Raw genomic sequence first — 23285 nt, 5'->3', positions numbered from 1 at the left:
CAAGCGCGGGAGATGCTCTCCTTGACCAGCCAGCAACCCACGACCCGAGGCGTTCTCGGCACCTTCCTCAATGTTCCCTTCGAGCCGCAGCCGCGCGACGCCCGTGCCGTCATTCTGGGCGCGCCCTTCGATTGCGGCCAGCATCCGACCCGGATCGGCTGCCGCCTGGGGCCGCAATCGATCCGCACCCATTCGGCCCTGGTCGCCGATGCCATGGCCGATGCGAGCTTCGATCTGGTGCGGACCCTGCGCCTGGTCGATAGCGGCGATGCCGCGGTGACGCCGGGCCTGATCGAGCCCTCTTTCGTCGCGATCGAGAATTCCGTCGCCGCCATCCTCGCCTCGGGGGCCGTGCCGGTGACGATGGGCGGCGACGGCGCCATCACGCTGCCGCAGCTGCGCGCCGTCGCCCGCCGCTGGCCGGGGCTGGCGGTATTGCATCTCGATGCCCACACCGACGCCTACCCGATCCGAGGGCGGGGTCAATATGACAACGGCAACACTTTCACCCATGCGGCCGAGGAACGGATCGTCGATATCGAGAACTCGATCCATGTCGGCACGCGCGGCGCCATCGATGTCGATCCGATCGTCGCCGAGGCGCGCGCCATGGGTTACGAGGTCGTGCCGATGGAGGAACTGCGCCGGCGCGGCCTCGATTCGCTGCTCGCCCATTTGCGCGAAAGGCTTTCCGGCAAGCCGGTCTATCTCTGCTGGGACATGGATGTGTTCGATCCGTCGGCGGCACCGGGCGTCGCCAACCCGGTATGGGGCGGGCTCAGCGCGGCAGAGGGCCTGACCGTCCTGCGCGGCCTGGCCGGCCTCGATATCGTCGCGATCGACGTCAATACGGTGAGCCCGCCGCACGACCCCGCGGGCATGACCGCGTTCCTGGCGGGCCAAGTGATGGTCGAAGCCATGGCGGGAATCGCACGGCGCTGGCTCAACCGCTAACTTTTGTTACAAAGACGTAGGGGGCGAATCGGGGGGCCGGATCGGGGGCGGAGATACGCCCTCCTTTGTCGTGCGGCCCTGGGTTATGATGCCAATCCTAATGGGCGCGCGTCCTCGAGGCCGCGCTGTCGTCTTCCAGGGGGTCTTCATGTCGGTCCTGAAATTCAGCCGCGGAACGGTCATCGCCTTCAAGGCGATGGAGCAGTATTCGCGGGCTCAAAACCGTTTGGCGCGCCAGGAGATCCGCAAGGTGCTGGCCAAGAATCCGACGCCGCAGGACTACGCCGTCGCGGCGCGCATCTATACCGAGGACTGGCGCAATGGCTGGTTCGACGGCTTCGAAGATGGGCTCTCGCCGATCGGGAACTCGAAGCAGTTCGCCAAGATGGCGCAGAGGGCCGGCGCCCAGGACTGGTATGTGCAGTGGAAGTTCGCCTATGCGATGAAGTTCCGCGCCCGCTGGAAAGGCTGGGGCGAGATGGGGCTGGCGGATGCCGCCTATCAGCGCTCGATCGACTTGCTCGAGAAGGTCTGCGGCCTGCCCAAGGGCGGCAACGCCGTCGAGCGTGGGCATTATCTCGATGTCCTGATCGATCGCGCCGAAAGCTGGATCTATCAGGGCTGGGCCGACGGTGCGGCCGCCGAGATCGCGCGCGCCATGGCGCTCTATAGCAACGAGAAGGATCATGCCAAGAAGCCCGCGCTCGAGCCCTGGTACTACTGGGCCTTCGCCTTCGCGCTGCATCAGCAGGACCGCCATGTCGAGGCCTGCAACACGCTCGAGCCGCTGCTCGGAGCCAAGGACGCCAACAACGACATCCGTCTGCTGTTGGCCTTGAGCTATGCGCGCCGCGCTCAGAATGGTGAGGCCGGCATGAAGCAGAAGGCGGCCGATACCATCGCCGAGTTCCATAAGCGCCGCGACGCGATGTCCATGGGTATCGCCGCCGACAAGGAGCCGCGCTGGACAGTACAGCTCGAGCTGGGCTGCGGCGCTTTCCTGCCGGGCTCGCCGGGCGAGGCGCATTGGACCGAGAGCCTGCGGCTGGTGCTGGAAGAGGGCAAGCCGCCGGCCGATCCCAATCAGGGACCGAAGCTCGGTCGCGGCGCGGGCAAGAAGGCCTCGGCGGCAGCGCCCACCCCGGTCGCGCGCAAGCCTGCGAAGAAGAAACCGGCCGCGAAGGCACCCAAGGCCAAGAAGGCCGGCGCCAAGAAGGTGGTGAAGAAGAAATCAGCGGCCCGCAAGCCGGCGCGCAAGGCCGCCAAGAAGAAGGCCGCGCGCAAGAGCAGTCGGCGCTGACGAAAGAGGGCCTGGGGCTTCGGGCCGACCGAAGCCCGACCGCCTCAGATCGGCAGGCCGGCGCTGCGCAGCCCTTCGCGGAAATGCGCGACGTCGGCATCGCGTTTGAAGGGCAGGCTGTCCACCAGCCAATTGACCTGATCGGTCGGCGTCGCCTTCGGATCCCCCGCCCAGCTCTGCTGGGCCTGCGCCAGGAAGGCGGCGGCCTGCGCCTGGGCTTCCTCTGCGCGACCGGCCTTGGCCGCGGCCGCCGCATGCCACAGCGCGGAGTGCGGGTAGAGCTCGCCGATCGAGCCATAGATCGCGAGCGCGGGCTCATATTGATGCGCGATGAAATGAATCACCGCCTTGTCCGACAGATACCAGTCCGGACAATAGGGATTGAGCCTTAGCGCCGCCTCCGCCATCTCGAGGCCCGCCTCGGGCTCGCCGAGGAAGGCATGGGCGGTCGCCCGCGACATGGTGACCTCCGCGTCATTGGGGTTGAGCTCGTCGGCGATGGCCCAATGCTTGACCGCCCGGTCGAACTCGCGGCGCATCATATGGACCCAACCCAGGATCACATGGGGCTGCGCGTCGCTCTCGTCGAGCTCGACCGATCTTCGGGCATGCTCGAGGGCTTCTTCCAGGATCGGCTCGCGCGGCTGGCCCCAGGCTCCCACCAGCAATTCCATATAGCAGAGCTCGGCGAGGCCGGCATGGGCGCGCGCATAGCGGGGATCGGTGGCGAGGGCCTTCTCATAGAGGGCCTTGGCCTCGGCATGGCCTTCGGCCGTGCCCAGCTCATGCGCGTTCGTCGCGGCCAACCAATATTCATAGGCCTGCAGGCTGTCGGGCGGCTTGCGGCGCGCGATCTCGAGATCGGCGCGTTGCAGCCGGTTGACCAGCCGGCCCACGATCGCGCGCGTGACCTCGTCCTGCAGCGCGAACAGCTCCGCCGCCTCCTTGTCGTAGCGTTCGGCCCAGACATGGTGGCTGGTGGCGGTCTCGATCAGCTGCACCGTGACCCTGATTTTGCCGCCGGCGCGGCGCAGGCTGCCTTCGAGCAGGTAACGCACGCCGAGCTCGGCGCCGATCCGGCGCACATCGGCCGGACGGCTGCGATAGAGGAACGAGGAATCGCGCGCGATCACGAAGAGGGAGTGAAACCGCGACAGGTCGATGATGATGTCTTCGGCCATGGCGTCGCACAGCATCGCCTGGGCCGGATCGCTGCTCAGATTGTCGAAGGGCAGTACCGCGATCGAAGGCCGATCCGGGAGGGTCAGGTCGCGCCTCACGCTGCGCGTCGGACTGACGCCGTCGCGGGCCCGATCCAGCGCATGGAGATGGAGCGGCCGGGCAATGTTCTTCAGGCGATGCTCGCCGAGATCGATGAAGGCGAAGGGCACCTTGCCGTTCACCTGGCGCATCGCGTCGTCGCTCAGCACCACCCCGCCCGGCGCCGCCACCGCCTCGATCCGCGACGCGATATTGACGCCGTCACCCAGCAGATCGTCGGCGACGGCCAGCACGTCGCCCATATTGATTCCGACCCGGAACTCGAGGCGGCGGTCGGCAGGCACCTCGCGATTGAAGGCCGCGATCTGTTCCTGCACCGCGGCGGCGCAGCGCACCGCCTCGACCACGCTCGAAAATTCGGCCAGGAGCCCGTCCCCCATGGTCTTGAAGACGCGCCCGCCATGGGAGACGATCAGGGGATCGATGGTGTCGCGGCGATGGCGCGTGAGCGCGGCCACCGTACCGTCCTCATCGATCTCGATCAGGCGGCTGAAGCCGACCACGTCGGCGGCAAGGATCGCCGCCAATCGTCGCCGGGTTTCGCTCATCACCATGCCACGCTCCGCCGCCCGGAAAGGGGTTTGACTTTAGTCCGCCGTACCCGGCTACTCAATCGCACTGGCGGAAAACCACGTCATCCGGCGGCCATCCCGCCACCAGACCGGGGCCGCCGTCCCCAGGAAGTCCCGCTTGATGATCGAGCTGATGATCGACCAATGGAATCTTCCCGATGGCAGCGTCCGCTACCTATGGTCGGTCTGGCGGAGCGGCAAGCGGATCGGCCTTGGCGAAGGCGCGCCGACGTCGGAGGACGCCGAGACTGCCGGACGGCTCTGGTGTCAGACGAACCTCGCCCAGGCCCCGGATCGCGTGACCAGGCTGTGACGCCAGGAACCTGCCGCCGCCGATGCTACTGACGCGCCTTCAGCAGGTCGCGGATTTCGGTCAGCAACACTTCCTCGCGCGGTGGCGGCGGGGGCGCGGCGGGCGCCGCCGGCTTCTTGCCAAGGCTCTGCAGCTTGTTGACCTGCTTGACCAGCAGGAACACCGCGAAGGCGACGATCAGGAACTTGATCACGGCGTTGATGAAGAGCCCGTAGTTGATGGTCGGGACCCCGGCATCCTGCGCGGCCTTGAGGGTCGCGTAGTCGCCGCCCTTCAGGCTGATGAAGAAATTCGAGAAATCGATCCCACCCAGGATCACGCCGATGGGCGGCATGAGCAGGTCATTGACCAGCGAGCCGACGATTGCCGTGAAGGCCGCGCCGATGATGATGCCCACGGCCATGTCGATGACATTGCCGCGGCTGATGAAGGTTCTGAATTCCTGAAACATATCGATACCCCTTTTGAAGGCCGGCGGCGGCCACCCGTCGCCCGGCCACCGTCGGGCCCCGGGACGAGCGGTCTGGCAAGCGCAACCGCTCCCTTGAATGTGGAGCGCATTCGGGGCGCCGGCAACGGGGATCGCGATGGGCCCGTCGCCGAAACCGGCCGGAATCCGGGCGAAATGAGCGAAAAGGCCGCCGGCGCTTCACGCGCCGACGGCCCCTGGCCTGGAATCGTTCGAAGCCGGAGGGTGGGTTCAGACCACCTTGCGGACGCCTTCGAAGAACCGGGCGACCTCGATATTGAGCTTCGCCGCCTGTTCCGACAGCTCGGTCGCATCCTCCAGCACCGTGTCGGCCGCATGGCCCGTCTCCGCAGCGGCGGCCGTCACCTCGTGGATGTTGCCGGCGACCTCGGCCGTGCTCGCCGAGGCCCGCTGGACGCTGGCCGAGATCTCGCGGCTGGCCGCGCCCTGCTCTTCGACGGCGGCCGCGATGGTCGACGCGATCTCGTTGACCTCACACACCGTGCGGCCCACGCCCCCATGCCCTCGACGGCACGATGGGTCGCCGCCTGTCATTCGGTCATCGGGCACATTGGCGACGCCGAAGGGCCGAGCCCGCGACCGTGACGCGCCGCGGCGCAACGTCACGGCTCCTGTTCGCGCATCACAGCATCCGCGCGCGGACCCACGAAATATGCTGGCGCAGATGATAGAGATCCTCGGCGTAGGCCAGCGGGATCTTCAGGCCGCTGAGTTCCTGTTGCAGTCTGTCGAGCTCGCCCGATAAGGCTTCACGGTCCGCGCCCTCGGCGCGCGCCGCCATTTCGATGCGCCGCAGCTGGCGGTAGCGCTTGAAGAGCTTGCGCTGGATCTGCCAGCGATAGAGTGGCGGCCCCAGCCGGAACAGCGGGATCATCAAGGTCAGGATCGGCACCAGCAGGATCAGCAGGCGATCGGCCCAGACCGCCGCCCAGAATGGCAGGTAGCGATAGAAGAAGGAGGGCCCCTTCTCGAGAAAGCGGGCGGCGTCGGAATTGAGCGGATAGTCGACCAATGTCGCCGACGGGAAGCGGCCCTCCGGCGCGAAGTCCTGGCGCGACCGGTGTACCTTGGCGGTCGCGTCCAGCAGCAGATGGACCAGCGCGGGATGCAGTTCCTTGCGGATCACGAGCTGGGCCGCGGGCGCCACCATCGTAATGTCGTTTCGCGGCAGATCGCGCGGCAGGTCGATCGTGCCCGCCGGCAGGGTCACGACCGACAGGAACGGCAGCGCATAGCGGAAGGCCGGCGCGCGGTCGAAGTCCATCAGGACCAGGTCGTGATTGGCGGCCAGCCTGGCCAGGAGCGGGCTGATGCGCGCGCTCACGAAGAAGGCCGCGTCGACATCGCCGGTCTCGAGCTGGGCCGCGGCCTGATCGCCGCCGACCTCGACCAGTTCCGCTTCGCCGGGTCCGACGCCGCTTGCCGACAGGAGTTGACGTGCGACAATTTGCGTTCCGCTGCCCGGTTGGCCGATGGCGATGCGTTGATCGGCGAGGTCGGTCAAACGTCGGACCCGGCTGCCCTCGCGCGAGAACACCCATACCGGTTCAAGAAAGAGGCTGCCGAGATCGCGCAGGTCGGGCTGCAGATCGGCGCTGCCGACGCCGCCCTGAATCAGCGCGGCGTCGACTTCGCCCTTCGGATCCGTCAGCAGCGCGAGATTGGCCGCGGTTCCCTCGGTCGGAACGAGCTCGAGCGTGATTCCCTCATCGCCCAGAATCTTTCGATAGCGCTCGCCGATATCGGCATAGACGCCGCCCGCCACGCCGGTCGCCAGCTTCATCGACCGGGGCGGGAGCGGCGCCATGTATTGCACCGCAATATAGAATCCGACCGCGACCAGCAGCAGGATCAGTCCGTAGGTTCGGAAAAATTCCCGCAAGAGCTGTTGCCCTTCCCCGTCGCGCGCCGGGGCGCATCGTCGCGCCTACCCGGGCTCGCGAAGCTTAACTCAGGCCCGAGGCGACGCGACAGACCCCGGAATCGAGCCGGCCAGGCGCGAGATCGGGGATCGCGATCGCAACGAGCGGCCATTTCCGTCTCTCGATGCGGCCCCCGCGCGTCGGCGAAACCGGGCTCCGCGGTCGATCATGGTTAAAGCGCGCCCGTTTCCGCGTCGCACGGCGCAGATCGTCGGCCGGTCGGTCGGGCTGCACGCGGATTGTATTGGCGGTGCACGCAACGCCAGTTGCGATCAGCGGATTACGTGAGTATAGAATCTGTCGGAATTTTTCCTGGCCCACGTCCGGCCTCGCCATCGGCTTCGCGCCATGGACAGGATCCCATATTGTTGCTGCGACGCGCAGAGCGACACTGCGCGCGATTCGATTGGACCCGTTGTCAGTGCGCTCACTTTTCTCATCGGCCCTGCCCACATTACAGACCGAGTGCGCCCCGTGACGGACCCGTGTCCGCCAATCTGGAGTGCCGACCGAAAATAAGAAAATAATCCCACGCCGGCGATGCCGTCACCTCACCTGACGCCGCCGTCAAACTCCGCATAGATCGAATTGACTAAGCAATAGACCCTATGCCGGAACAAACGAAGCAGAGGACTGGCCTAAGCAAGTGCCCATCGTGAAGGATCCCGATCGCGGCAGATCGAGGTCCCAGCAATCAAGGGGGTGATCCGTGACATGCAAAAGCAGGGACGGCCGATAGAAAGCGCGATCGTCTGCGTTGGCCCGGCCTCCGTTGAGCAGGAAGCCATCCGTGCCTTGCTCGCACAGTTGCGGACCGGAGGCGAGGTCGAGTCGGCGGACACGGTGGCGGCGATCGCCGCCCGCGTCGAGGCGGGCGAAACGCCGGCCCTGCTGCTCGTGCTCGATTCGGCCGCCGCCGAGGCTTCCGAGGGTTGGATCAGCGCGCTGCGCCTCCGCCTGCCGCGTCTGCAGATCGCCATCTATGGCAGCTTCGACGATCTCGCGGTGCAGACCTGGCTGCGTCACGGCGTCGACGCGTTGATCGAGCGCAACACGCCCGCCAACAGCGTCCTCGAAACCATCGCCTTCGTGCTGGCCGGCAATCGCTACATCTCGCCGGGCCTGTTTCTCGTCGGCAGCCGGCGGGACGCGCCGAGCAGTCTCCTGGCCGGCGCCGGCTGGCGCTCTTTCCTGCTCGAGGACCTGCCGGTTCCGATGCTCATCATCCAGGGCGAGCGGTTCGTCTATGCCAATGCGACGGCCAAGACGATATTGGCCGTGAATGACGACGAGATCGGGCGCATCCGGTTCTGGGATCGCATCGCCGATTCGCGCCGCCAGGAGGTCCGCGATCTCGTCCTCGGATGGCAGCGGGGCGAGCCGGTCGTCTCGCGGATGCCGGTGACCTTCACGGGCTCCAGCGGCAAGGCCATTCCGACCGAGTGGTTTTCCGCGATCACCCGGATCGCGGGCCGCGCCGCCGTGGTCGCGATCTGCACCCCGACGCCCGAAGGCGGCGAGGGCCGGCCCGGCAGCGATCGCAGCAACAGCGCCGGCCTGCAGCGCCCGACGCTCACCCTGCGCCAGAACGACATCCTGGCCCTACTCGCGAACGGCGCCTCGAACAAGGAAATCGCGCGCCGCCTCCAGCTCTCCGAAGCGACCGTCAAGCTCCATGTCCACCGCATCCTGCGGGTGCTGGGCGGCAAGAACCGCACCGAGGCGGCCCATTTGGCGCGGACCCTGGGCCTGCTCGATCGCTGACCGGGGCGCTATCCCGATTCATTGCCGATAATTTAGACTTTTCAATATCTTGGGCTCCCGGCCGCAGGAATCGGGGACCTGTTCCGTGTGACTTTTTGGAACAGGATGGCGAAGGCGACAGTTCCACTACGTCCCCCACCGAGGCGGGCTCGATCGAGGAACAGCCTTTCGAACCCGCGGATGGCCCGAAAGACCCCATGCACGACACCCTGCAAGTGACCAAACCCGCGCGCGCGGAAGGCCCCGCCCGCACCCAGACCGCGCCTCGACTGGCGTCGCCGGCCGGCAAGCCGAAGCGGCGCAGCCGGCTCTGGCTGGCGTTGCTGCTGGCGGTGCTGATCGCCGGTGGCGGTGCCGCGGCGTGGCATTTCGCGCGCGCCTCGACCTCGCCCACCCATGTTCCCACCGTCGCCGTCACCAAGGGCGACCTCGAGGCCTCGCTGACCGCGGTCGGCGCGCTGCAGCCGAAGAACTATGTCGATGTCGGCGCCCAGGTGTCGGGCCAGTTGCAGTCGCTCCATGTCACCTACGGATCGGAAGTGAAGAAGGGCGATCTCCTGGCCGAGATCGACCCGACGGTCTTCAGCGCCAAGGTCGCGTCCGAGCAGGCGCAGCTGCGGATACTGCAGGCGCAGATCGCCGAGCAGAAAGCCCAGCTCGCCCTGGCGCAGTCGCAGAACGGGCGCAACCAGCGTCTCTACAAGCAGAATGCGGTCAGCCAGGACGTGCTGCAGACCGGCGAGGCCAACGAGGCGGTGGCGCGCGCCCAGATCGCGGCCCTGCAGGCCCAGCTCGAACAGGCGCAGTCGACCCTCGATGGCGACCTCGCCAATCTGCAATACACCAAGATCTATGCGCCGATCGACGGCACCGTGGTCTCGATCTCGGCGCAACAGGGCCAGACCCTGAACGCCAACCAGTCGGCGCCGGTGATTCTGCGGATCGCCGACCTCAACACCATGACCGTGTGGGCCCAGGTCGCCGAGGCCGACATCGTCAAGGTCAAGACCGATATGCCCGTCCATTTCAGCACGCTCGGCATGTCCGACCGCCAGTGGACCGGCATCGTCCGCCAGATCCTGCCAACGCCCGAAGTGATCAACGACGTCATCCTCTATGACGTGCTGATCGACGTCGCCAACCCGGATCACGCGCTGATGACGCAGATGAGCGCCCAGGTCTTCTTCGTCCTGGGCGAGGCCAAGAACGCGCTGCTGATCCCGGTGGCGGCGCTCGAGCCGGTGACCGCCATTGCCGGGGATACGCAAGCCGGGACCCCCTATAAGGTCAAGGTCCGCACCGCGACCGGCATCGTCACCCGCGAGATCAGGGTCGGCCTCAGCGATCGCGCCAATGCGGCCGTGATCGCCGGTCTGGCCGAAGGCGACATGGTGGTCCTGCCGACGGCATCGGCGACGGCCCAGACCGCGTCGCGCACCCAGCCGCCGGCGAGGCTCGGATTTTGAACGCGATCAACCAGGCCTTCGCGGCGGGCGGCCCGGCCTTCGATCCCGACGTCCTGACCGAGCCGCTGATCGAGCTGGAGGATGTCTCCAAGCTCTATCCGAGCGGCGACGGCGCGCTGGTGGCGCTCGACCGGGTGTCGCTGACCATCCGGCGCGGCGAGTATGTCGCCATCATGGGGCAGTCGGGCTCGGGCAAGAGCACGCTGATGAACCTGATCGGCTGCCTCGACCGGCCGACCAGCGGCACGCTCAAGGTCGCCGGTCGCGACGTGGCGGAACTCGACAGCGACGAGCTGGCCGAGCTGCGCCGCAACGTCTTCGGCTTCGTCTTCCAGCGCTACAATCTGCTCTCCACGGTCACCGCCTCAGAGAATGTCGAGATGCCGGCGATCTATGCGGGCCTGCGTCATCGCGAGCGCGCCGAGCGCGCCAAGCTGCTGCTGGCGCGGCTGGGGCTGGGCGAGCGCGGCCATCATCGGCCGAGCCAGCTTTCCGGCGGCCAGCAGCAGCGCGTCTCGATCGCGCGCGCTCTCGTCAATGGCGCCGAGGTGATCCTGGCCGACGAGCCGACCGGCGCTCTGGACAGTCATAGCGGCCAGGAAGTCCTGGCGCTGCTGCGCGAGCTCAATGAAGAGGGCCGCACGATCCTGCTGATCACCCACGATGCCGCCGTCGCGGCCCAGGCCCGCCGCACCATCCGCATCCATGACGGCCGGATCACCGACGATTCGAAGCCCGACAGCGGCGGTATCGCCGCCCCGACGGACGAAGCCCTGCTGCGGCCGCGCCGTGCCGCGACGGCGCTGCATTTTCTCGAGGCGATCAAGATGGCGCTGCGCTCGCTGCGCGCCAATCTGTTCCGCACCGTGCTGACGCTGCTCGGCATCGTCATCGGCGTCGCTTCGGTGATCACCATGCTGGCAGTCGGCGACGGCAGCCAGCAGCAGGTGATCGACCGGATCTCCGCCATGGGCACCGATCTGATCCTGGTCCGGCCCGGCGCCCCCAATATGCGCAGCACGGGCGACATCGCCACGCTGGTCCCCGACGACGCGGCCGCGATCGCCGGTCTGCCGAATGTCAGCCAGGCCGTGCCGGAGCGCAGTGCCGGCGCCACCCTGCGTCATGGCAATCGCGACTATGCGACCACGGTCGACGGCACCTGGCCCGGCTTCAGCAGTGCGCGCGACTGGCCGGTCGAGACCGGCACCTTCTTCACCAACGAGGACATCAAGAGCTACGCGCCCGTCATCGTGCTCGGCCGTACGGTCGTCGACAATCTCTTCGGCGCCGGTGCGAATCCGGTCGGCGAATATCTGCTGGTGAGCAACATCCCCTTCCAGATCATCGGCGTGATGACGGCCAAGGGCGCTTCGCCCAACGGCGCCGACCAGGACGATGTCGCCTTCGTGCCGCTCTCGACCGGCCTGATGCGCGTCTTCGGCAAGCAATATGTGCGCAGCATCACGGTCCGGGTCGAGGACGTCGCAAAGATCGACGAGACCCAGGCGGCGGTCACCTCCCTGCTGATCCAGCGCCACAAGACCGAGGATTTCCAGACCCGCAACATGGCCTCGCTGCTCGACACCGTTTCGCAGACGCAAGGCACCCTGACCCTGCTGCTGGGTTCGGTCGCGGCGATCTCGCTGCTGGTGGGCGGCATCGGCGTCATGAACATCATGCTGGTCAGCGTCACCGAGCGTACCCGCGAGATCGGCGTGCGCATGGCGACGGGGGCACGCATGCGCGACATCCTGCTGCAGTTCAATGCCGAGGCGGTGGTGGTCTGCGGCATCGGTGGCGCCATCGGCGTGCTGCTCGGCCTGCTCGCCAGCCAGATCGCCAGCGGCTTCGGCATCCCCACGCTCCTGTCGCTGCCGCCGGCGCTCGCCGCCTTCGGCTGCGCCTTCCTGACCGGCATCCTGTTCGGCTATCTGCCGGCGCGCAAAGCCGCGCGGCTGGATCCGGTCGTCGCCCTGTCCGCCGAGTGATGAAGATGGTTCAGACCCTCGAATCGCCACGCAAGCGCCGCCTGCTCCAGGCGGGCTTTCTCAGCCTGGCGCTGACGCTCGGTGCCTGCAGCCTGGTGCCCGACTATGAACAGCCGGCCGTGCCGGCGCCCGCGGACTGGCGCAACCAGACGGCGACGGTGACGCCCGCCGCCCTCTCCAGCGACGCGGCGGCTTCCGTCATGTCGAGCGCCGCCACCGACCAGTTGTCCGACCATTGGTGGACCGCCTTTGGCAATGACGAGCTCGACCGCATGGTCACGACGGCACGCAACGACAATCACGATCTGCTGGCGGCGATGCGCCGGATCGACCAGGCACGGGCGCAGGCCAAGGGCGCCGCGGCCCCGCTGTTTCCGACCGTCGAGGCCGATGCCGGCAGCAGCCGGGGCGGCAATGGCGGGACCTCGGACGTCTCGGTTTCCTACAATGCAGGGCTGTCGGTGGGCTACGAGCTCGATCTCTGGGGCAAGAACCGCGCCGCGCTCGAAAGCGCGGATGCCAGCTTCCAAGGCAGCGTCTATGACGCGGCCGCGACCGACCTGGTGCTGCAGGATGACGTGGTCACCACCTACCTGACGCTGCTGGCGCTGAGCGATCAGCTGAAAGTGGCGCAGTCGAACCTCAAGGATTCGCAGGACACACTGGCCCTCATCGAGATTCGTTTCAAGGAGGGAGCCGCCTCGGCGCTCGATCTGGCGCAGCAGCGCCAGCAGGTGGCGAGCACCGCCGCCACGATCCCAGCACTGCAGAACCAGTATGACCAGAACCAGGCAGCGCTCGCGGTGCTGCTGGGACTGCCGCCGGCCGCGCTCAAGATCCAGAATGCCAGCCTCGACACCGTGACCCTGCCCGGCATCGCGGCCGGCCTGCCCTCGACCTTGCTCGAACGCCGGCCCGATCTGCGCAAGGCCGACGCCGATCTGCGGGCCGCCAATGCCGAGATCGGCGTGACGCGCGCCGATTTCCTGCCGACGATCCAGCTCACCGGCAGCGGCGGGCTTGCCAGCGGCGCGCTGACGGCCTTCTTCCAGCCGGAAAGCGCGATCTACAATCTGGCGGCCTCGCTCCTGGCGCCGTTGTTCGATGGCGGGGCGCGGCAAGCGAACTACGATCAATCCGTCGCCCGCTACAAGGAGCTGGCCGAGACCTATCAGCAGACGGCACTGACCGCCTTCCGCGACGTCGAGGTGGCCCTGTCGGCGCAAAGCACCAGTGCCGCGCAGGAAGCCGCGCTGCAGGAATCGGCGGATCAGGCGCAGGCGGCGCTGACGCTGGCGAATCTGCTTTACCGCGAAGGTGCGGCCGACCTGCTGACGGTGCTCGACGCCCAGCGCGCCCAGCTTCAGGCCCAGAACAGCCTGGTGCAGGCGCGTCTCACCCGGCTGCAGGCCGTGGCCAATCTCGCCAAGGCGATGGGCGGCGGCTGGCAGGATCAGCAGGTCATCGCCGGAATCTAGCCCGCGGGCACGCCGATCGCGACCAGGAGCTGATGCAGCCGCACCGGCTTGTTGAGGACCGTGACGCTGCCGATGCCCTTGGCCTGGCCCAGCTTCTCCGCCAGGCGCCCATAATGGGGATTATAGCCGGTGACGACGACGAGACGCGCGCGGCAGCCCTCCTCGCCCAGCCACTGCACGAACTCGACGCCGTCCATGACGGGCATCACCACGTCGAGCACGATCACGTCGGGATCGAAGCGCCGATAGACGGCCTTCGCCTCCTCGCCGTTCCCCGCCGTCTCGACCTGCATGCCGGCCCCCTCCGCCGCTTCGCGGACGAAAGCCGCAAAGCGCGGCTCGTCATCGACGACCATGAGACGGCGCGGTGCGGCTGAGGAACCGGGGATCATGACGTTCCCAGGATAACACCGACAGAAAGCAGGTCGATCCTCCGTTCGGAGGTTCGCCCCCGCGTCTCCCTGGAGGGCCGCCGGCGCAGGCCCGACCAAGCGTGCGGGCGTTTCTTTATGGGCTCTTTATGCGCGAGGCCGGCCGACCGCATACGGCTCCTATAGCCGTCGCGCCGCGCTCCTATCGATTTCCTATCGGCAGCAGGGCATTTCTCTGGCTGCGCCCGAGCCGGCTGGCCCAGGCGTCATTCATGTCAGTTTCGCCGGCCTCCGATCGCCGGCGTCAGGCCGGAGATCAATCATGCTGGACGTCTTGATGGTGGTGCTGGGATCGGCGGGCTTTGCCCTGATGCTCGGCTATGCCGCGATCTGCACAAGGCTCTAACCCGACCCCCGGAGCAACCCGATGTTCGATTACCTCCTCGGCGGCGCCGTGTCGCTCGCCATCCTCATCTATCTCGTTTATGCGCTCCTGCGCCCCGAGAAATTCTGAGGCCCCATCATGACCACAAACGGAATTCTTCAGATCGCGATCTTCTGCGCGATCATCATCGCACTGGCCGTGCCGCTGGGCGTTTATATGGCCCGCCTGTTCTCGGGCGAGCGCAATTTTTTCACCCCCATTCTCGGACCGGTCGAGGCGATCTGCTATCGCGTCGCCGGCGTCGACCCCAAGAGGGAGCAGCATTGGCTGACTTACGCCTTTGCCATGCTGCTCTTCAACTTGGTCTGCTTCCTCTCGCTCTATGCCTTGCTCCGGCTGCAGGGCTATCTGCCGTTCAACCCGCAGGGCATGGGTGCCATGGCGCCCGATCTCGCCTTCAATACGGCAATAAGCTTCACCACCAACACCAACTGGCAGAACTATGGCGGCGAGACCACGCTGGGCTATCTCGTCCAGATGGCCGGGCTGACCGTCCATAACTTCGTCTCGGCCGCGACCGGCATCGCCGTCGCGGTCGCGTTGATCCGCGGCTTCGCCCGCCGTTCGGCGCAGACCATCGGCAATTTCTGGGTCGATCTGACCCGCTGCACCCTCTATCTCCTGCTGCCGATTGCCATCGTGGTTGCGCTCTTCATGGTGTGGCAGGGCATGCCGCAGAATCTGAGCTCATACACCGACGCCACGACCCTCGAAGGCGCTCACCAGACAATCGCGCAGGGTCCGGTCGCGTCGCAGCTCGTCATCAAAATGCTCGGCACCAACGGCGGCGGTTTCTTCAACGCCAATTCCGCGCATCCTTTCGAGAACCCCAATGCCATCACCAACCTGATCCAGATGGTCCTGATCTTCTGCCTCGGGGCCGGCTTGACCATGACTTTCGGGCGCATGGTCGGGAACATGAAGCAGGGTTGGGCACTGTTGGGCGCCATGGGAATCTTGTTTCTGGCGGGCGTTCTGGTTGCCTATTGGGCCGAGGCCGGTGGCAATGCCGCCTTTGCTCATCTCGGCATCGACCAGGTCGCGAGCTCGCTGCAGTCCGGCGGCAATATGGAGGGCAAAGAGGTCCGCTTCGGCATCGCCAATTCGGCGCTGTTCTCGGTGATTACGACCGCAGCATCCTGCGGCGCTATCAATAGCTGGCTCGACAGCATGATGCCGCTGGGCGGGCTGATCCCCATGGTCAATATGCAGCTCGGCGAGATCATCATCGGCGGCGTCGGTGCAGGCCTCTACGGCATGCTGCTCTTCGCAATCCTCGCCGTCTTCATTGCCGGCCTCATGGTCGGGCGCACGCCCGAATATGTCGGCAAGAAGATCGAATCCCGCGAGGTCAAGATGGCGATGCTCGCCATCCTGATCCTGCCGCTCTCGATCCTGGGCTTCACGGCGCTGGCCAGCGTCGTGCCCGCCGGCCTGGCGGGACCGCTCAATGCGGGTCCGCATGGCTTCAGCGAGATCCTCTACGCCTTCAGCTCACAGACGGCCAACAATGGCAGCGCCTTCGGTGGGCTCACCGGCAACACCATGTTCTACAACCTGACCGGCGGCTTTGCGATGATGCTGGGCAGGTTCGGCATGATCGTGCCGGTGCTCGCCATCGCCGGTTCGCTCGCCGGGAAGAAGCTCGTGCCTGCCTCGATCGGCACCTTCCCCACCGATAACGGCCTGTTCGTGGCTCTTCTCATCGGCGTCATCCTGATTACCGGCGGCCTGACGTTCCTGCCTGCGGACGCGCTGGGCCCCGTCGTCGAGCACCTGCAGCTGCAGGCCGGCTCGCTCTATTGAGGTCATGATCATGAACGACAACAGCAAACCCGACAGCTTCACCCCGACCTCCGCCTCGCGCCGGCGCGCCGTCGCCGGCATCTCGGCGGAGATTCTCAAGGCCGCGATCTGGGATTCCTGCCGCAAGCTCGATCCTCGCAGCCTGATCCGCAACCCCGTGATGTTCGTGGTCGAGGTCGTAGCGGCCTTGTCCACGATCATCCTGGTCCGCGACATCGCGGTCGGGAATCCGAACGTCGGCTTCACCGCCCAGATCGCCTTCTGGCTCTGGTTCACCGTGCTCTTCGCCAACTTCGCGGAAGCGGTGGCCGAGGGCCGCGGCAAGGCACAGGCCGAGAATCTGCGCCGCACCCGCACGCAGACGATGGCCAAGCGGCTGACCGACCCCAAGGGCCGCCAGTTCGAGAGCACGCCCGCGCTGAAGCTCAAGGCGGGCGACGTCGTGCTGGTCGAGGCCGGCGACACCATCCCCAGCGACGGCGACGTGATCGAAGGCATCGCCTCGGTGGACGAATCGGCCATCACCGGCGAATCGGCGCCGGTGATCCGCGAAAGCGGCGGGGACCGTTCCGCCGTCACCGGCGGCACCCGGGTGCTGTCGGACTGGATCAAGATCCGCATCACGGCGGCCCAGGGCTCGACCTTCCTCGATCGCATGATCGCGCTGGTCGAGGGTGCGGTGCGCCAGAAGACCCCGAACGAGATCGCGCTCAACATCCTGCTCGCGGGCATGACCATCATCTTCATCTTCGCGACCGTGACGATCCCGAGCTTCGCGACCTTCGCCGGCGGTGCCGTGCCCGTCGTCGTACTGGTCGCCCTGTTCGTGACCCTGATCCCGACCACCATCGGCGCGCTGCTGTCGGCCATCGGCATCGCCGGCATGGACCGGTTGGTGAAGTTCAACGTGCTGGCCATGTCGGGCCGCGCGGTCGAGGCCGCGGGCGACGTCGACACGCTGCTCCTGGACAAGACCGGCACCATCACGCTGGGCAACCGCCAGGCCAGCGAGTTCATGCCGCTGCCCGGCGTGTCCGAGCGCGAGCTGGCCGATGCGGCGCAGCTCGCCAGCCTCAGCGACGAGACGCCGGAAGGCCGTTCGATCGTGGTGCTGGCCAAGGAGCGCTATGGCCTGCGCGGCCGCGAGATGGCGCCGCTCCATGCGACCTTCGTCCCCTTCTCGGCCCAGACCCGCATGAGCGGCGTCGATCTCGAGGGGGCCTCGATCCGCAAGGGGGCCGCCGATGCGATGATCGCCCATGTCCGGACGCTCAACCCGCAGATCCGCGTCCCGCAGGAGCTGAACAATCTGGTGGAAGATGTCGCGCTGGCCGGCGGCACGCCGCTGGTCGTCGCCAGCGGGGCAAGGCTCCTCGGCGTCATCCATCTCAAGGACATCGTCAAGGGCGGCATCCGCGAGCGCTTCGCGGCGCTGCGCCGGATGGGCATCCGCACCGTCATGATCACCGGCGACAATCCGGTGACGGCGGCCGCGATCGCAGCCGAGAGCGGCGTGGACGACTTCCTCGCCCAGGCGACCCCCGAGGACAAGTTGGCCCTGATCCGCAAGGAGCAGGCCAACGGCAAGCTCGTCGCCATGTGCGGCGACGGCACCAACGATGCCCCGGCCCTGGCCCAGGCGGACGTCGGCGTCGCCATGCAGACCGGCACGCAGGCCGCGCGCGAGGCCGGCAACATGGTCGATCTCGACTCCGATCCGACCAAGCTGATCGAGGTGGTCATGATCGGCAAGCAGCTGCTGATCACCCGCGGCGCGCTCACGACCTTCTCGATCGCCAACGACGTGGCCAAGTACTTCGCCATCATCCCCGCGATGTTCGCGGCCTTCTATCCGAGCCTCAACATCCTCAACGTCATGCATCTGCAGACGCCGCAGAGCGCGATCCTCTCGGCGATCATCTTCAATGCCCTGATCATCATCGCGCTCATCCCGCTGGCCCTGCGTGGCGTCAAGTACCGCGCGCAAACCGCAACCCGGCTGCTGTTCCGCAACCTGATGATCTACGGCGTCGGCGGCGTGATCGTGCCTTTCATCGGCATCAAGCTGATCGACATGCTGATCTCCGCCGTCGGCCTCGCCTGAACCGAGGATCCCCATCATGCTGAAAGAAATCCGCCCCGCCCTCCTGCTCCTGCTGCTCCTGACCCTGATCACCGGCGTCATCTATCCGCTGGGGATCACGGGCCTGGCGCAGGCGCTCTTCCCCTACCAGGCCAATGGCAGCCTCATCGTCAAGGACGGGGTCATCATCGGCTCCGAGCTGATCGGGCAGAACTTCACTTCGGAGAAGTATTTCCACGGCCGGCCGTCCGTCACCACCGGAACCGACGCGCAGGGCAACAGTGTCGCCCAGCCCTATAACGCCGCCAACTCAGCCGGCTCGCAGCTCGGGCCGACCTCGAAGGCGCTGGTCGACCGCGTCACCGCCGACACCGCCGCCCTCCAGGCGGAGAACCCCGCGGTGCCGGTGCCGGTCGACCTGGTCACGACCTCGGCCAGCGGCTTCGACCCGGACATCACCCCGGCCGCCGCCCTGTTCCAGGTCCCGCGCGTCGCCAAGGCGCGAGGCTTGAGCGAGGATCAGGTCCGCCAGCTGGTCCAGGACCATATCGAGGGCCGTTTCCTGGGCCTGATCGGCGAGCCCCATGTGAACGTTCTGAAGCTCAACCTGGCGCTCGACGCGGCAGGCAAATGACGGCGGCGCGCGAGGCCATCCCTTCCCCGATGCCTCGGCGCCGTGTGACGGCCGAAGGTCCCGGGCACGGGCGCCATCCCGCCCCGCCCGCCGACCTTCGGCCGCTGCTTTCGAGACCTTCCGGAACTGCTGCTTAAGCCCGCTGGCCTCGGCTAAACTGACCCCATGGCCGCCTCCGATCCTCCCGATGCCGACCGGCGCCCCTCGCCCGACGCGCTTCTGGCCGCGGCGCAGGCCGAATCGCGCGGCCGGCTGAAGATCTTCCTGGGTGCCGCGCCCGGCGTCGGCAAGACCTACGAGATGCTGCAAGCGGCCCGGCGCAAGCGCGCCGAGGGCGTCGATGTGGTGATCGGCGTGGTCGAGACCCATGGCCGGCGCGAGACCGAGGCCATGATCGAGGGGCTTGAGGTGCTGCCGCGCCGCGCGGTCGCCTACAAGGGCAAGACCCTGCAGGAGATGGATGTCGACGGGCTGCTGAAGCGCCGGCCGAAGCTGGCGCTGGTCGACGAGCTGGCGCACAGCAACGCCCCCGGCAGCCGCCATCTCAAACGCTTCCAGGATGTCGAGGATCTGCTCGCGGCCGGCATCGACGTCTATGCCACGATCAACATCCAGCATATCGAGAGCCTGAACGATGTGGTCGCGCGCATCACCCGCATCCGCGTGCGCGAGACCGTGCCCGACAGCGTCATCGACCGCGCCGACGAGATCGAGATCATCGACATCACGCCCGAAGAGCTGCTCAAGCGGCTCAAGGAGGGCAAGGTCTATGTCCGCGAGGCGGCCGAGCGCGCCGTCCGCCATTATTTCCAGCCGGGCAACCTGACCGCGCTGCGCGAGCTGGCGCTGCGCCGCACGGCCGAGCGCGTCGACGACCAGATGCTCGATTACATGCGGGCCCATGCGATCCAGGGGCCCTGGGCCGCGGGCGACCGCGTCCTGGTCTGCGTCAATGAGCGGCCCAATGCCGAGGGCGCGGTGCGCTATGGCAAGCGGCTCGCGGACCGGCTGCGCGCACCCTGGCAGGCCGTCTATATCGAGGGACCGCGCCATCAGCGGCTGAGCGAGGCCGATCGCGACCGCATCGCCAAGACCCTGCGGCTGGCCGAGCGGCTCGGCGCCGACACGCATTATTTGCCGGGCGCCCGGGTGGCCGACGCCCTGCTCGCCTATTCGCGCGACAACAACATCACCCAGATCGTACTCGCCAAGTCGAGCCGTTCGCGCTGGTTCGAGCTGCTCCATGGCTCTGTCGTTCGCGAACTGTCCGCGAGGGCCGGCAGTATCGTGGTTCAAATCGTGCCGGGCGAAGTCCAGGACTCCACCGCCACTGCTGACGCGTCAGCCCGGCCGTCCGAGCCGGTGAGGGTCTGGTCCTATGCGCGGGCCTTGCTGCTGGTGACGGCAGCAACAGCGTTGGGCGAGATGGTGCAGGAGCTGGTCAATATCCAGAGCCTGTCGCTGATCTATCTGGCGGCGGTGCTGATCAGCGCCACCCGCGATGGGTTGATGCCGGCGGTGGCGACGGCGCTGCTCAGCTCGCTCGCCTATAATTTCTTCTTCACCCCGCCGCTTTATACCCTTACCGTCACCGATCCCGAGAATGTGGTGGCGCTCACCTTCTTCACGCTTACCGCCCTCATGACCGGCGGTCTCGCCGGCCGCGCCCGGATCCAGGCGGAGGCCGCGCGCCATCGCGCCGCCGCCATCAGCGAGCTCTACGGCTTCAGCCGCAAGCTCGCCGGCATCGCCAGCATGGACGATCTGCTGTGGGCGTCGGCGCATCAGATCGCCTCCATGCTGAAGGTCGAGGTCGTGCTGTTGACGCCCAAGACCGAAGGGCTCGTGGTGAGAGCCGGCTTCCCGCCGGAGGACCGCCTGGACGATTCCGACCTCGCCGCCGCGCAATGGACCTGGGATCACAATCGCGCCGCCGGCCGCGGCTCCGACACGCTGCCCGGCGCCAAGCGGCTGTTCCTGCCGATGACGACGGCCAGCGGCAAGCTGGGCGTGGTCGGGATCACGCGCGCGCGGGAAGGCGTCCTGTTGACCTCCGAGCAGCGCCGGCTGCTCGACGCCCTGATCGATCAGATCGCGGTCGCGATGGAGCGCGTCAGGCTTGCCGAGAGCGTCGACGAGGCCCGCGTCTTCTCGGAGACCGAGCGGCTGCGGGCGGCCCTCCTGACCTCGATCTCGCATGACCTGCGCACGCCGCTCGCGACCATCATGGGCACGATCTCCAGCCTGCGCACCTATGGCGCGCTCTATGACGACGCGACGCGCGAGGAGATGCTGGCCGCGGCCCAGGAGGAGGGCGAGCGGCTCAACCGCTTCGTCGCCAATCTGCTCGACATGACCCGGCTCGATACCGGCGCGCTCGAGCTCAAGCGCGAGCCGATCGATCTCGGCGACCTGGTCGGAACCGCCCTGCGCCGCGCCGCGCCGATGATCGGCAATCGCAAGGTCGATGTCGCCATCGAGCCCGATCTGCCGCTGCTGAAGCTCGATTTCGTCCTGATGGAGCAGGTCCTCGTCAATCTGCTCGACAATGCGGCGAAATACGGCCCGCCCCAGTCGCGGATCGGCATTCGCGCCCGAAAAGAGAACAACCAGGTGACGATCGAGATCATGGACGAAGGCTCCGGCATTCCCGAGGATGCGCTGGAGCGCATCTTCGACAAGTTCTTCCGGGTCAAGGCCGCCGACCGGCAGCGCGCCGGGACGGGGCTCGGGCTCGCCATCTGTCGCGGCTTCGTCGAGGCGATGGGCGGGACAGTCGTCGCCGAGAATCGTACCGACCGCTCGGGCGCCATCTTCCGTATCACCTTCCCCCTGACGACCGCCGCCGAGACTGCAGGTGCGGTGGCGCTGCCATGACCAGCGACCGCGCCACCGTGCTGGTGATCGATGACGAGCCGCCGATCCGCCGGCTGCTGCGCACGACCCTGACGGCGCAGGACTATCGCGTGATCGAGGCGGCGGACGGCCAGGAGGGCTTGAACCTGCTCCGTCATGAGAAGCCCGACGTCCTGGTCGTGGATCTGGGATTGCCGGACATCGACGGGCTGGAGCTGATCCGCATGATCCGCGCGGAATCGCCGGTGCCGATCGTCGTGCTCTCCAGCCGCGACGACGAGAAGAGCAAGGTCGAAGCGCTCGATCTCGGTGCCGACGATTACGTGACCAAGCCTTTCGGCATGGAGGAGCTGGTGGCGCGGCTGCGCACGGCGCTGCGCCACCGGCTGCAGCAGCAGGGCGGCCGGCCGACCTTCCGCAGCGGCGACCTCACCGTCGATCTGGTGCGCCGGATCGTGACCGTGCGCGGCGAGGAGGTAAAGCTCTCGCCCAAGGAATACGACCTGCTGCAGCAATTCGTGGTCCATGCCGGCAAGGTGCTGACCCACCGCCATCTGCTGCGCGAGGTCTGGAAGGACGAGAATGGCGGGGACGTGCAGTATCTGCGCGTCTATGTGCGCCAGCTCCGCCAGAAGATCGAGACCGATCCCGAACGCCCGGCGCTGATCCTCACCGAGCCCGGTGTGGGCTACCGGCTGCAGGTCTAGGCGCAGGGCGGCTCCCTGGGTGCCACCTGCTGTTGGCCCCCGCGCCCTTCCCGTTTAAGCTCCCCGGCGGTGTGTTGGGATATGGCCGCTTGCGCCCTCGATGGCCAAGCGTCGACAGGAGGATCGTATGTCGCGAGCCCGCATCTTCGTCACTGCTCTTGCCCTCGCCGCGTCCTTGGCCGGCTGGGGGTGCGCCCAGACCAGCAGTGGCGGTGAGAAGCTTCCCTCGATCGAAAGCTCCAGCCGCATGGAGGAATCCGGCGATTGGAGCGCGCATCTGCCGTCGGTCTATCCAGGGCTGGTGGCCTGCATGGCGGCCCATCCCTCCCAGCCCGCCTATGTCGGTGACGTGGCGCTCCAGGATGGCGGCATGGTCGAGGTCCATACGGTGGGCTCCGACGGCGCCGTCTATAAATGCGACGTGGCGGCATCCGGCGACGCCCCCAGCACCAACGAGCCCGACGACGGGGCCGTGATGAAGGGACCCTATTTCTATCCCGCCGCCCATGTCGGGCCGGTCAGCGCCTGCACCGCCACGAGTTCGGAGACCGTCTTCACCACCCGCAAGGATCTCATCGGGTGGCTGGCCTGGCCGAGCTGCTGAGGCGCCGCCCCCACGAACCGGCGCGTCTCCAGGCTCGAGCGGCCAGCGGGAGATGGCAGGTCACGGTGGTGCCGTTGCCGGGCCTGCTCTCGATCGCGATCCGGCCGCCATTGATCTCGACCAGACGCTTGACATAAGCGAGCCCAGCGGTGCTCCGCGTCGGCGCCGCCTCGTCCTGAAAGAACAGCTATTTCGACCCGGAAGCGCTAACGTGGGATTCTCGGCTTCCCGCTTCCGGGAACGACGAG

At 67.1% G+C, this 23285-nt stretch carries 20 protein-coding genes; 14 read left to right on the top strand and 6 right to left on the bottom strand.

Going from position 1 to position 23285, the window contains the following annotated elements:
• Positions 1–21: 21 nt before the first annotated feature.
• Together FRZ44_RS02035 and FRZ44_RS02030 are read left to right on the top strand one after the other, a co-directional pair.
• Complete coding sequence (locus tag FRZ44_RS02035) at positions 22–954, top strand: arginase family protein (protein WP_225308511.1); 933 nt, start codon at positions 22–24, stop codon at positions 952–954.
• Positions 955–1102: 148 nt separating this feature from the next.
• Positions 1103–2254 (top strand): hypothetical protein, encoded by a 1152-nt coding sequence (locus FRZ44_RS02030; RefSeq protein WP_151175604.1) that lies wholly within the window; start codon positions 1103–1105, stop codon positions 2252–2254.
• 44 nt (positions 2255–2298) lie between these two features.
• Here FRZ44_RS02030 and FRZ44_RS02025 read toward each other — a convergent pair whose 3' ends face one another.
• Positions 2299–4089: an adenylate/guanylate cyclase domain-containing protein gene (locus tag FRZ44_RS02025; RefSeq protein WP_151175603.1), complete on the bottom strand. Its 1791-nt coding sequence runs from the start codon at positions 4087–4089 to the stop codon at positions 2299–2301.
• A 139-nt stretch (positions 4090–4228) separates the two neighbouring features.
• Between FRZ44_RS02025 and FRZ44_RS02020 the strand changes: the two genes are divergently transcribed.
• Positions 4229–4420 carry a hypothetical protein gene (locus FRZ44_RS02020; protein ID WP_151175602.1) on the top strand — a complete coding sequence of 64 codons (192 nt, stop codon included), beginning with the start codon at positions 4229–4231 and terminating at the stop codon, positions 4418–4420.
• A gap of 25 nt (positions 4421–4445) precedes the next feature.
• Here the strand turns inward: FRZ44_RS02020 and mscL are convergent, their stop codons facing one another.
• The 3 genes from mscL to FRZ44_RS02005 form a co-directional block, all read right to left on the bottom strand.
• Entirely contained in the window at positions 4446–4871 is a 426-nt protein-coding gene (gene mscL / locus FRZ44_RS02015; protein ID WP_151175601.1) for a large conductance mechanosensitive channel protein MscL, read from the bottom strand.
• Positions 4872–5120: 249 nt separating this feature from the next.
• Positions 5121–5402, bottom strand: coding sequence for a hypothetical protein (locus FRZ44_RS02010; protein WP_151175600.1), 282 nt, complete (start codon positions 5400–5402; stop codon positions 5121–5123).
• A 130-nt stretch (positions 5403–5532) separates the two neighbouring features.
• The gene (locus FRZ44_RS02005) at positions 5533–6792 is read right to left on the bottom strand and encodes a TAXI family TRAP transporter solute-binding subunit (RefSeq protein WP_151175599.1); all 1260 of its coding nucleotides are present in this window, start codon (positions 6790–6792) and stop codon (positions 5533–5535) included.
• Between the two features lie 835 nt (positions 6793–7627).
• Here FRZ44_RS02005 and FRZ44_RS27235 point away from each other — a divergent pair.
• The 4 genes from FRZ44_RS27235 (at position 7628) to FRZ44_RS01985 (ending at position 13531) form a co-directional block, all read left to right on the top strand.
• Positions 7628–8596, top strand: coding sequence for a helix-turn-helix transcriptional regulator (locus tag FRZ44_RS27235; RefSeq protein ID WP_225308510.1), 969 nt, complete (start codon positions 7628–7630; stop codon positions 8594–8596).
• A gap of 197 nt (positions 8597–8793) precedes the next feature.
• Positions 8794–10062, top strand: coding sequence for an efflux RND transporter periplasmic adaptor subunit (locus FRZ44_RS01995; RefSeq protein ID WP_151175598.1), 1269 nt, complete (start codon positions 8794–8796; stop codon positions 10060–10062).
• Positions 10063–10115: 53 nt separating this feature from the next.
• On the top strand, positions 10116–12053 hold the full coding sequence (locus tag FRZ44_RS01990) for a MacB family efflux pump subunit (protein ID WP_151180123.1): 1938 nt from the start codon (positions 10116–10118) through the stop codon (positions 12051–12053).
• Positions 12054–12058: 5 nt separating this feature from the next.
• Positions 12059–13531 (top strand): efflux transporter outer membrane subunit, encoded by a 1473-nt coding sequence (locus FRZ44_RS01985; RefSeq protein WP_191908370.1) that lies wholly within the window; start codon positions 12059–12061, stop codon positions 13529–13531.
• Here the strand turns inward: FRZ44_RS01985 and FRZ44_RS01980 are convergent.
• A complete protein-coding gene (locus FRZ44_RS01980) occupies positions 13528–13923 on the bottom strand; it encodes a response regulator (protein ID WP_151175596.1) in 396 nt (131 codons plus the stop codon). The genes FRZ44_RS01985 and FRZ44_RS01980 overlap by 4 nt on opposite strands.
• 406 nt (positions 13924–14329) lie before the next feature.
• Between FRZ44_RS01980 and kdpF the strand changes: the two genes are divergently transcribed.
• From kdpF to FRZ44_RS26945, 7 genes are all read left to right on the top strand, one after another.
• Positions 14330–14416, top strand: coding sequence for a K(+)-transporting ATPase subunit F (kdpF, locus tag FRZ44_RS27600; RefSeq protein ID WP_151180122.1), 87 nt, complete (start codon positions 14330–14332; stop codon positions 14414–14416).
• A gap of 9 nt (positions 14417–14425) precedes the next feature.
• Entirely contained in the window at positions 14426–16153 is a 1728-nt protein-coding gene (gene kdpA, locus FRZ44_RS01970) for a potassium-transporting ATPase subunit KdpA (protein WP_151175595.1), read from the top strand.
• A 10-nt stretch (positions 16154–16163) separates the two neighbouring features.
• A complete protein-coding gene (gene kdpB / locus FRZ44_RS01965) occupies positions 16164–18257 on the top strand; it encodes a potassium-transporting ATPase subunit KdpB (RefSeq protein WP_151175594.1) in 2094 nt (697 codons plus the stop codon).
• 16 nt (positions 18258–18273) lie between these two features.
• The gene (locus FRZ44_RS01960) at positions 18274–18870 is read left to right on the top strand and encodes a K(+)-transporting ATPase subunit C (RefSeq protein WP_151175593.1); all 597 of its coding nucleotides are present in this window, start codon (positions 18274–18276) and stop codon (positions 18868–18870) included.
• A gap of 165 nt (positions 18871–19035) precedes the next feature.
• On the top strand, positions 19036–21747 hold the full coding sequence (locus FRZ44_RS01955) for a sensor histidine kinase (protein WP_151175592.1): 2712 nt from the start codon (positions 19036–19038) through the stop codon (positions 21745–21747).
• Positions 21744–22433 (top strand): response regulator, encoded by a 690-nt coding sequence (locus FRZ44_RS01950; RefSeq protein ID WP_151175591.1) that lies wholly within the window; start codon positions 21744–21746, stop codon positions 22431–22433. The genes FRZ44_RS01955 and FRZ44_RS01950 overlap by 4 nt, the downstream gene beginning before the upstream one ends.
• A 127-nt stretch (positions 22434–22560) precedes the next feature.
• A complete protein-coding gene (locus tag FRZ44_RS26945; protein ID WP_191908369.1) occupies positions 22561–23037 on the top strand; it encodes a hypothetical protein in 477 nt (158 codons plus the stop codon).
• Here the strand turns inward: FRZ44_RS26945 and FRZ44_RS27595 are convergent.
• Positions 23006–23137: a hypothetical protein gene (locus tag FRZ44_RS27595; RefSeq protein WP_407658107.1), complete on the bottom strand. Its 132-nt coding sequence runs from the start codon at positions 23135–23137 to the stop codon at positions 23006–23008. The genes FRZ44_RS26945 and FRZ44_RS27595 overlap by 32 nt on opposite strands.
• Positions 23138–23285 lie beyond the last annotated feature (148 nt).

This window comes from Hypericibacter terrae (assembly GCF_008728855.1).
Taxonomy (GTDB): Bacteria; Pseudomonadota; Alphaproteobacteria; order Dongiales; family Dongiaceae; genus Hypericibacter; species Hypericibacter terrae.
Note: the sequence above shows the minus strand (reverse complement) of the source record. Positions and strands in the feature narration are given on the sequence as shown.

Coding starts and splice junctions, on each gene's coding strand:
- FRZ44_RS02030 (WP_151175604.1), top strand. CDS start 1,103: ATGTCGGTCCTGAAATTCAGCCGCGGAACGGTCATCGCCTTCAAGGCG.
- FRZ44_RS02025 (WP_151175603.1), bottom strand. CDS start 4,089: ATGGTGATGAGCGAAACCCGGCGACGATTGGCGGCGATCCTTGCCGCC.
- FRZ44_RS02020 (WP_151175602.1), top strand. CDS start 4,229: ATGATCGAGCTGATGATCGACCAATGGAATCTTCCCGATGGCAGCGTC.
- mscL (WP_151175601.1), bottom strand. CDS start 4,871: ATGTTTCAGGAATTCAGAACCTTCATCAGCCGCGGCAATGTCATCGAC.
- FRZ44_RS01995 (WP_151175598.1), top strand. CDS start 8,794: ATGCACGACACCCTGCAAGTGACCAAACCCGCGCGCGCGGAAGGCCCC.
- FRZ44_RS01985 (WP_191908370.1), top strand. CDS start 12,059: ATGGTTCAGACCCTCGAATCGCCACGCAAGCGCCGCCTGCTCCAGGCG.
- FRZ44_RS01980 (WP_151175596.1), bottom strand. CDS start 13,923: ATGATCCCCGGTTCCTCAGCCGCACCGCGCCGTCTCATGGTCGTCGAT.
- kdpF (WP_151180122.1), top strand. CDS start 14,330: ATGTTCGATTACCTCCTCGGCGGCGCCGTGTCGCTCGCCATCCTCATC.
- kdpA (WP_151175595.1), top strand. CDS start 14,426: ATGACCACAAACGGAATTCTTCAGATCGCGATCTTCTGCGCGATCATC.
- kdpB (WP_151175594.1), top strand. CDS start 16,164: ATGAACGACAACAGCAAACCCGACAGCTTCACCCCGACCTCCGCCTCG.
- FRZ44_RS01960 (WP_151175593.1), top strand. CDS start 18,274: ATGCTGAAAGAAATCCGCCCCGCCCTCCTGCTCCTGCTGCTCCTGACC.
- FRZ44_RS01955 (WP_151175592.1), top strand. CDS start 19,036: ATGGCCGCCTCCGATCCTCCCGATGCCGACCGGCGCCCCTCGCCCGAC.
- FRZ44_RS01950 (WP_151175591.1), top strand. CDS start 21,744: ATGACCAGCGACCGCGCCACCGTGCTGGTGATCGATGACGAGCCGCCG.
- FRZ44_RS26945 (WP_191908369.1), top strand. CDS start 22,561: ATGTCGCGAGCCCGCATCTTCGTCACTGCTCTTGCCCTCGCCGCGTCC.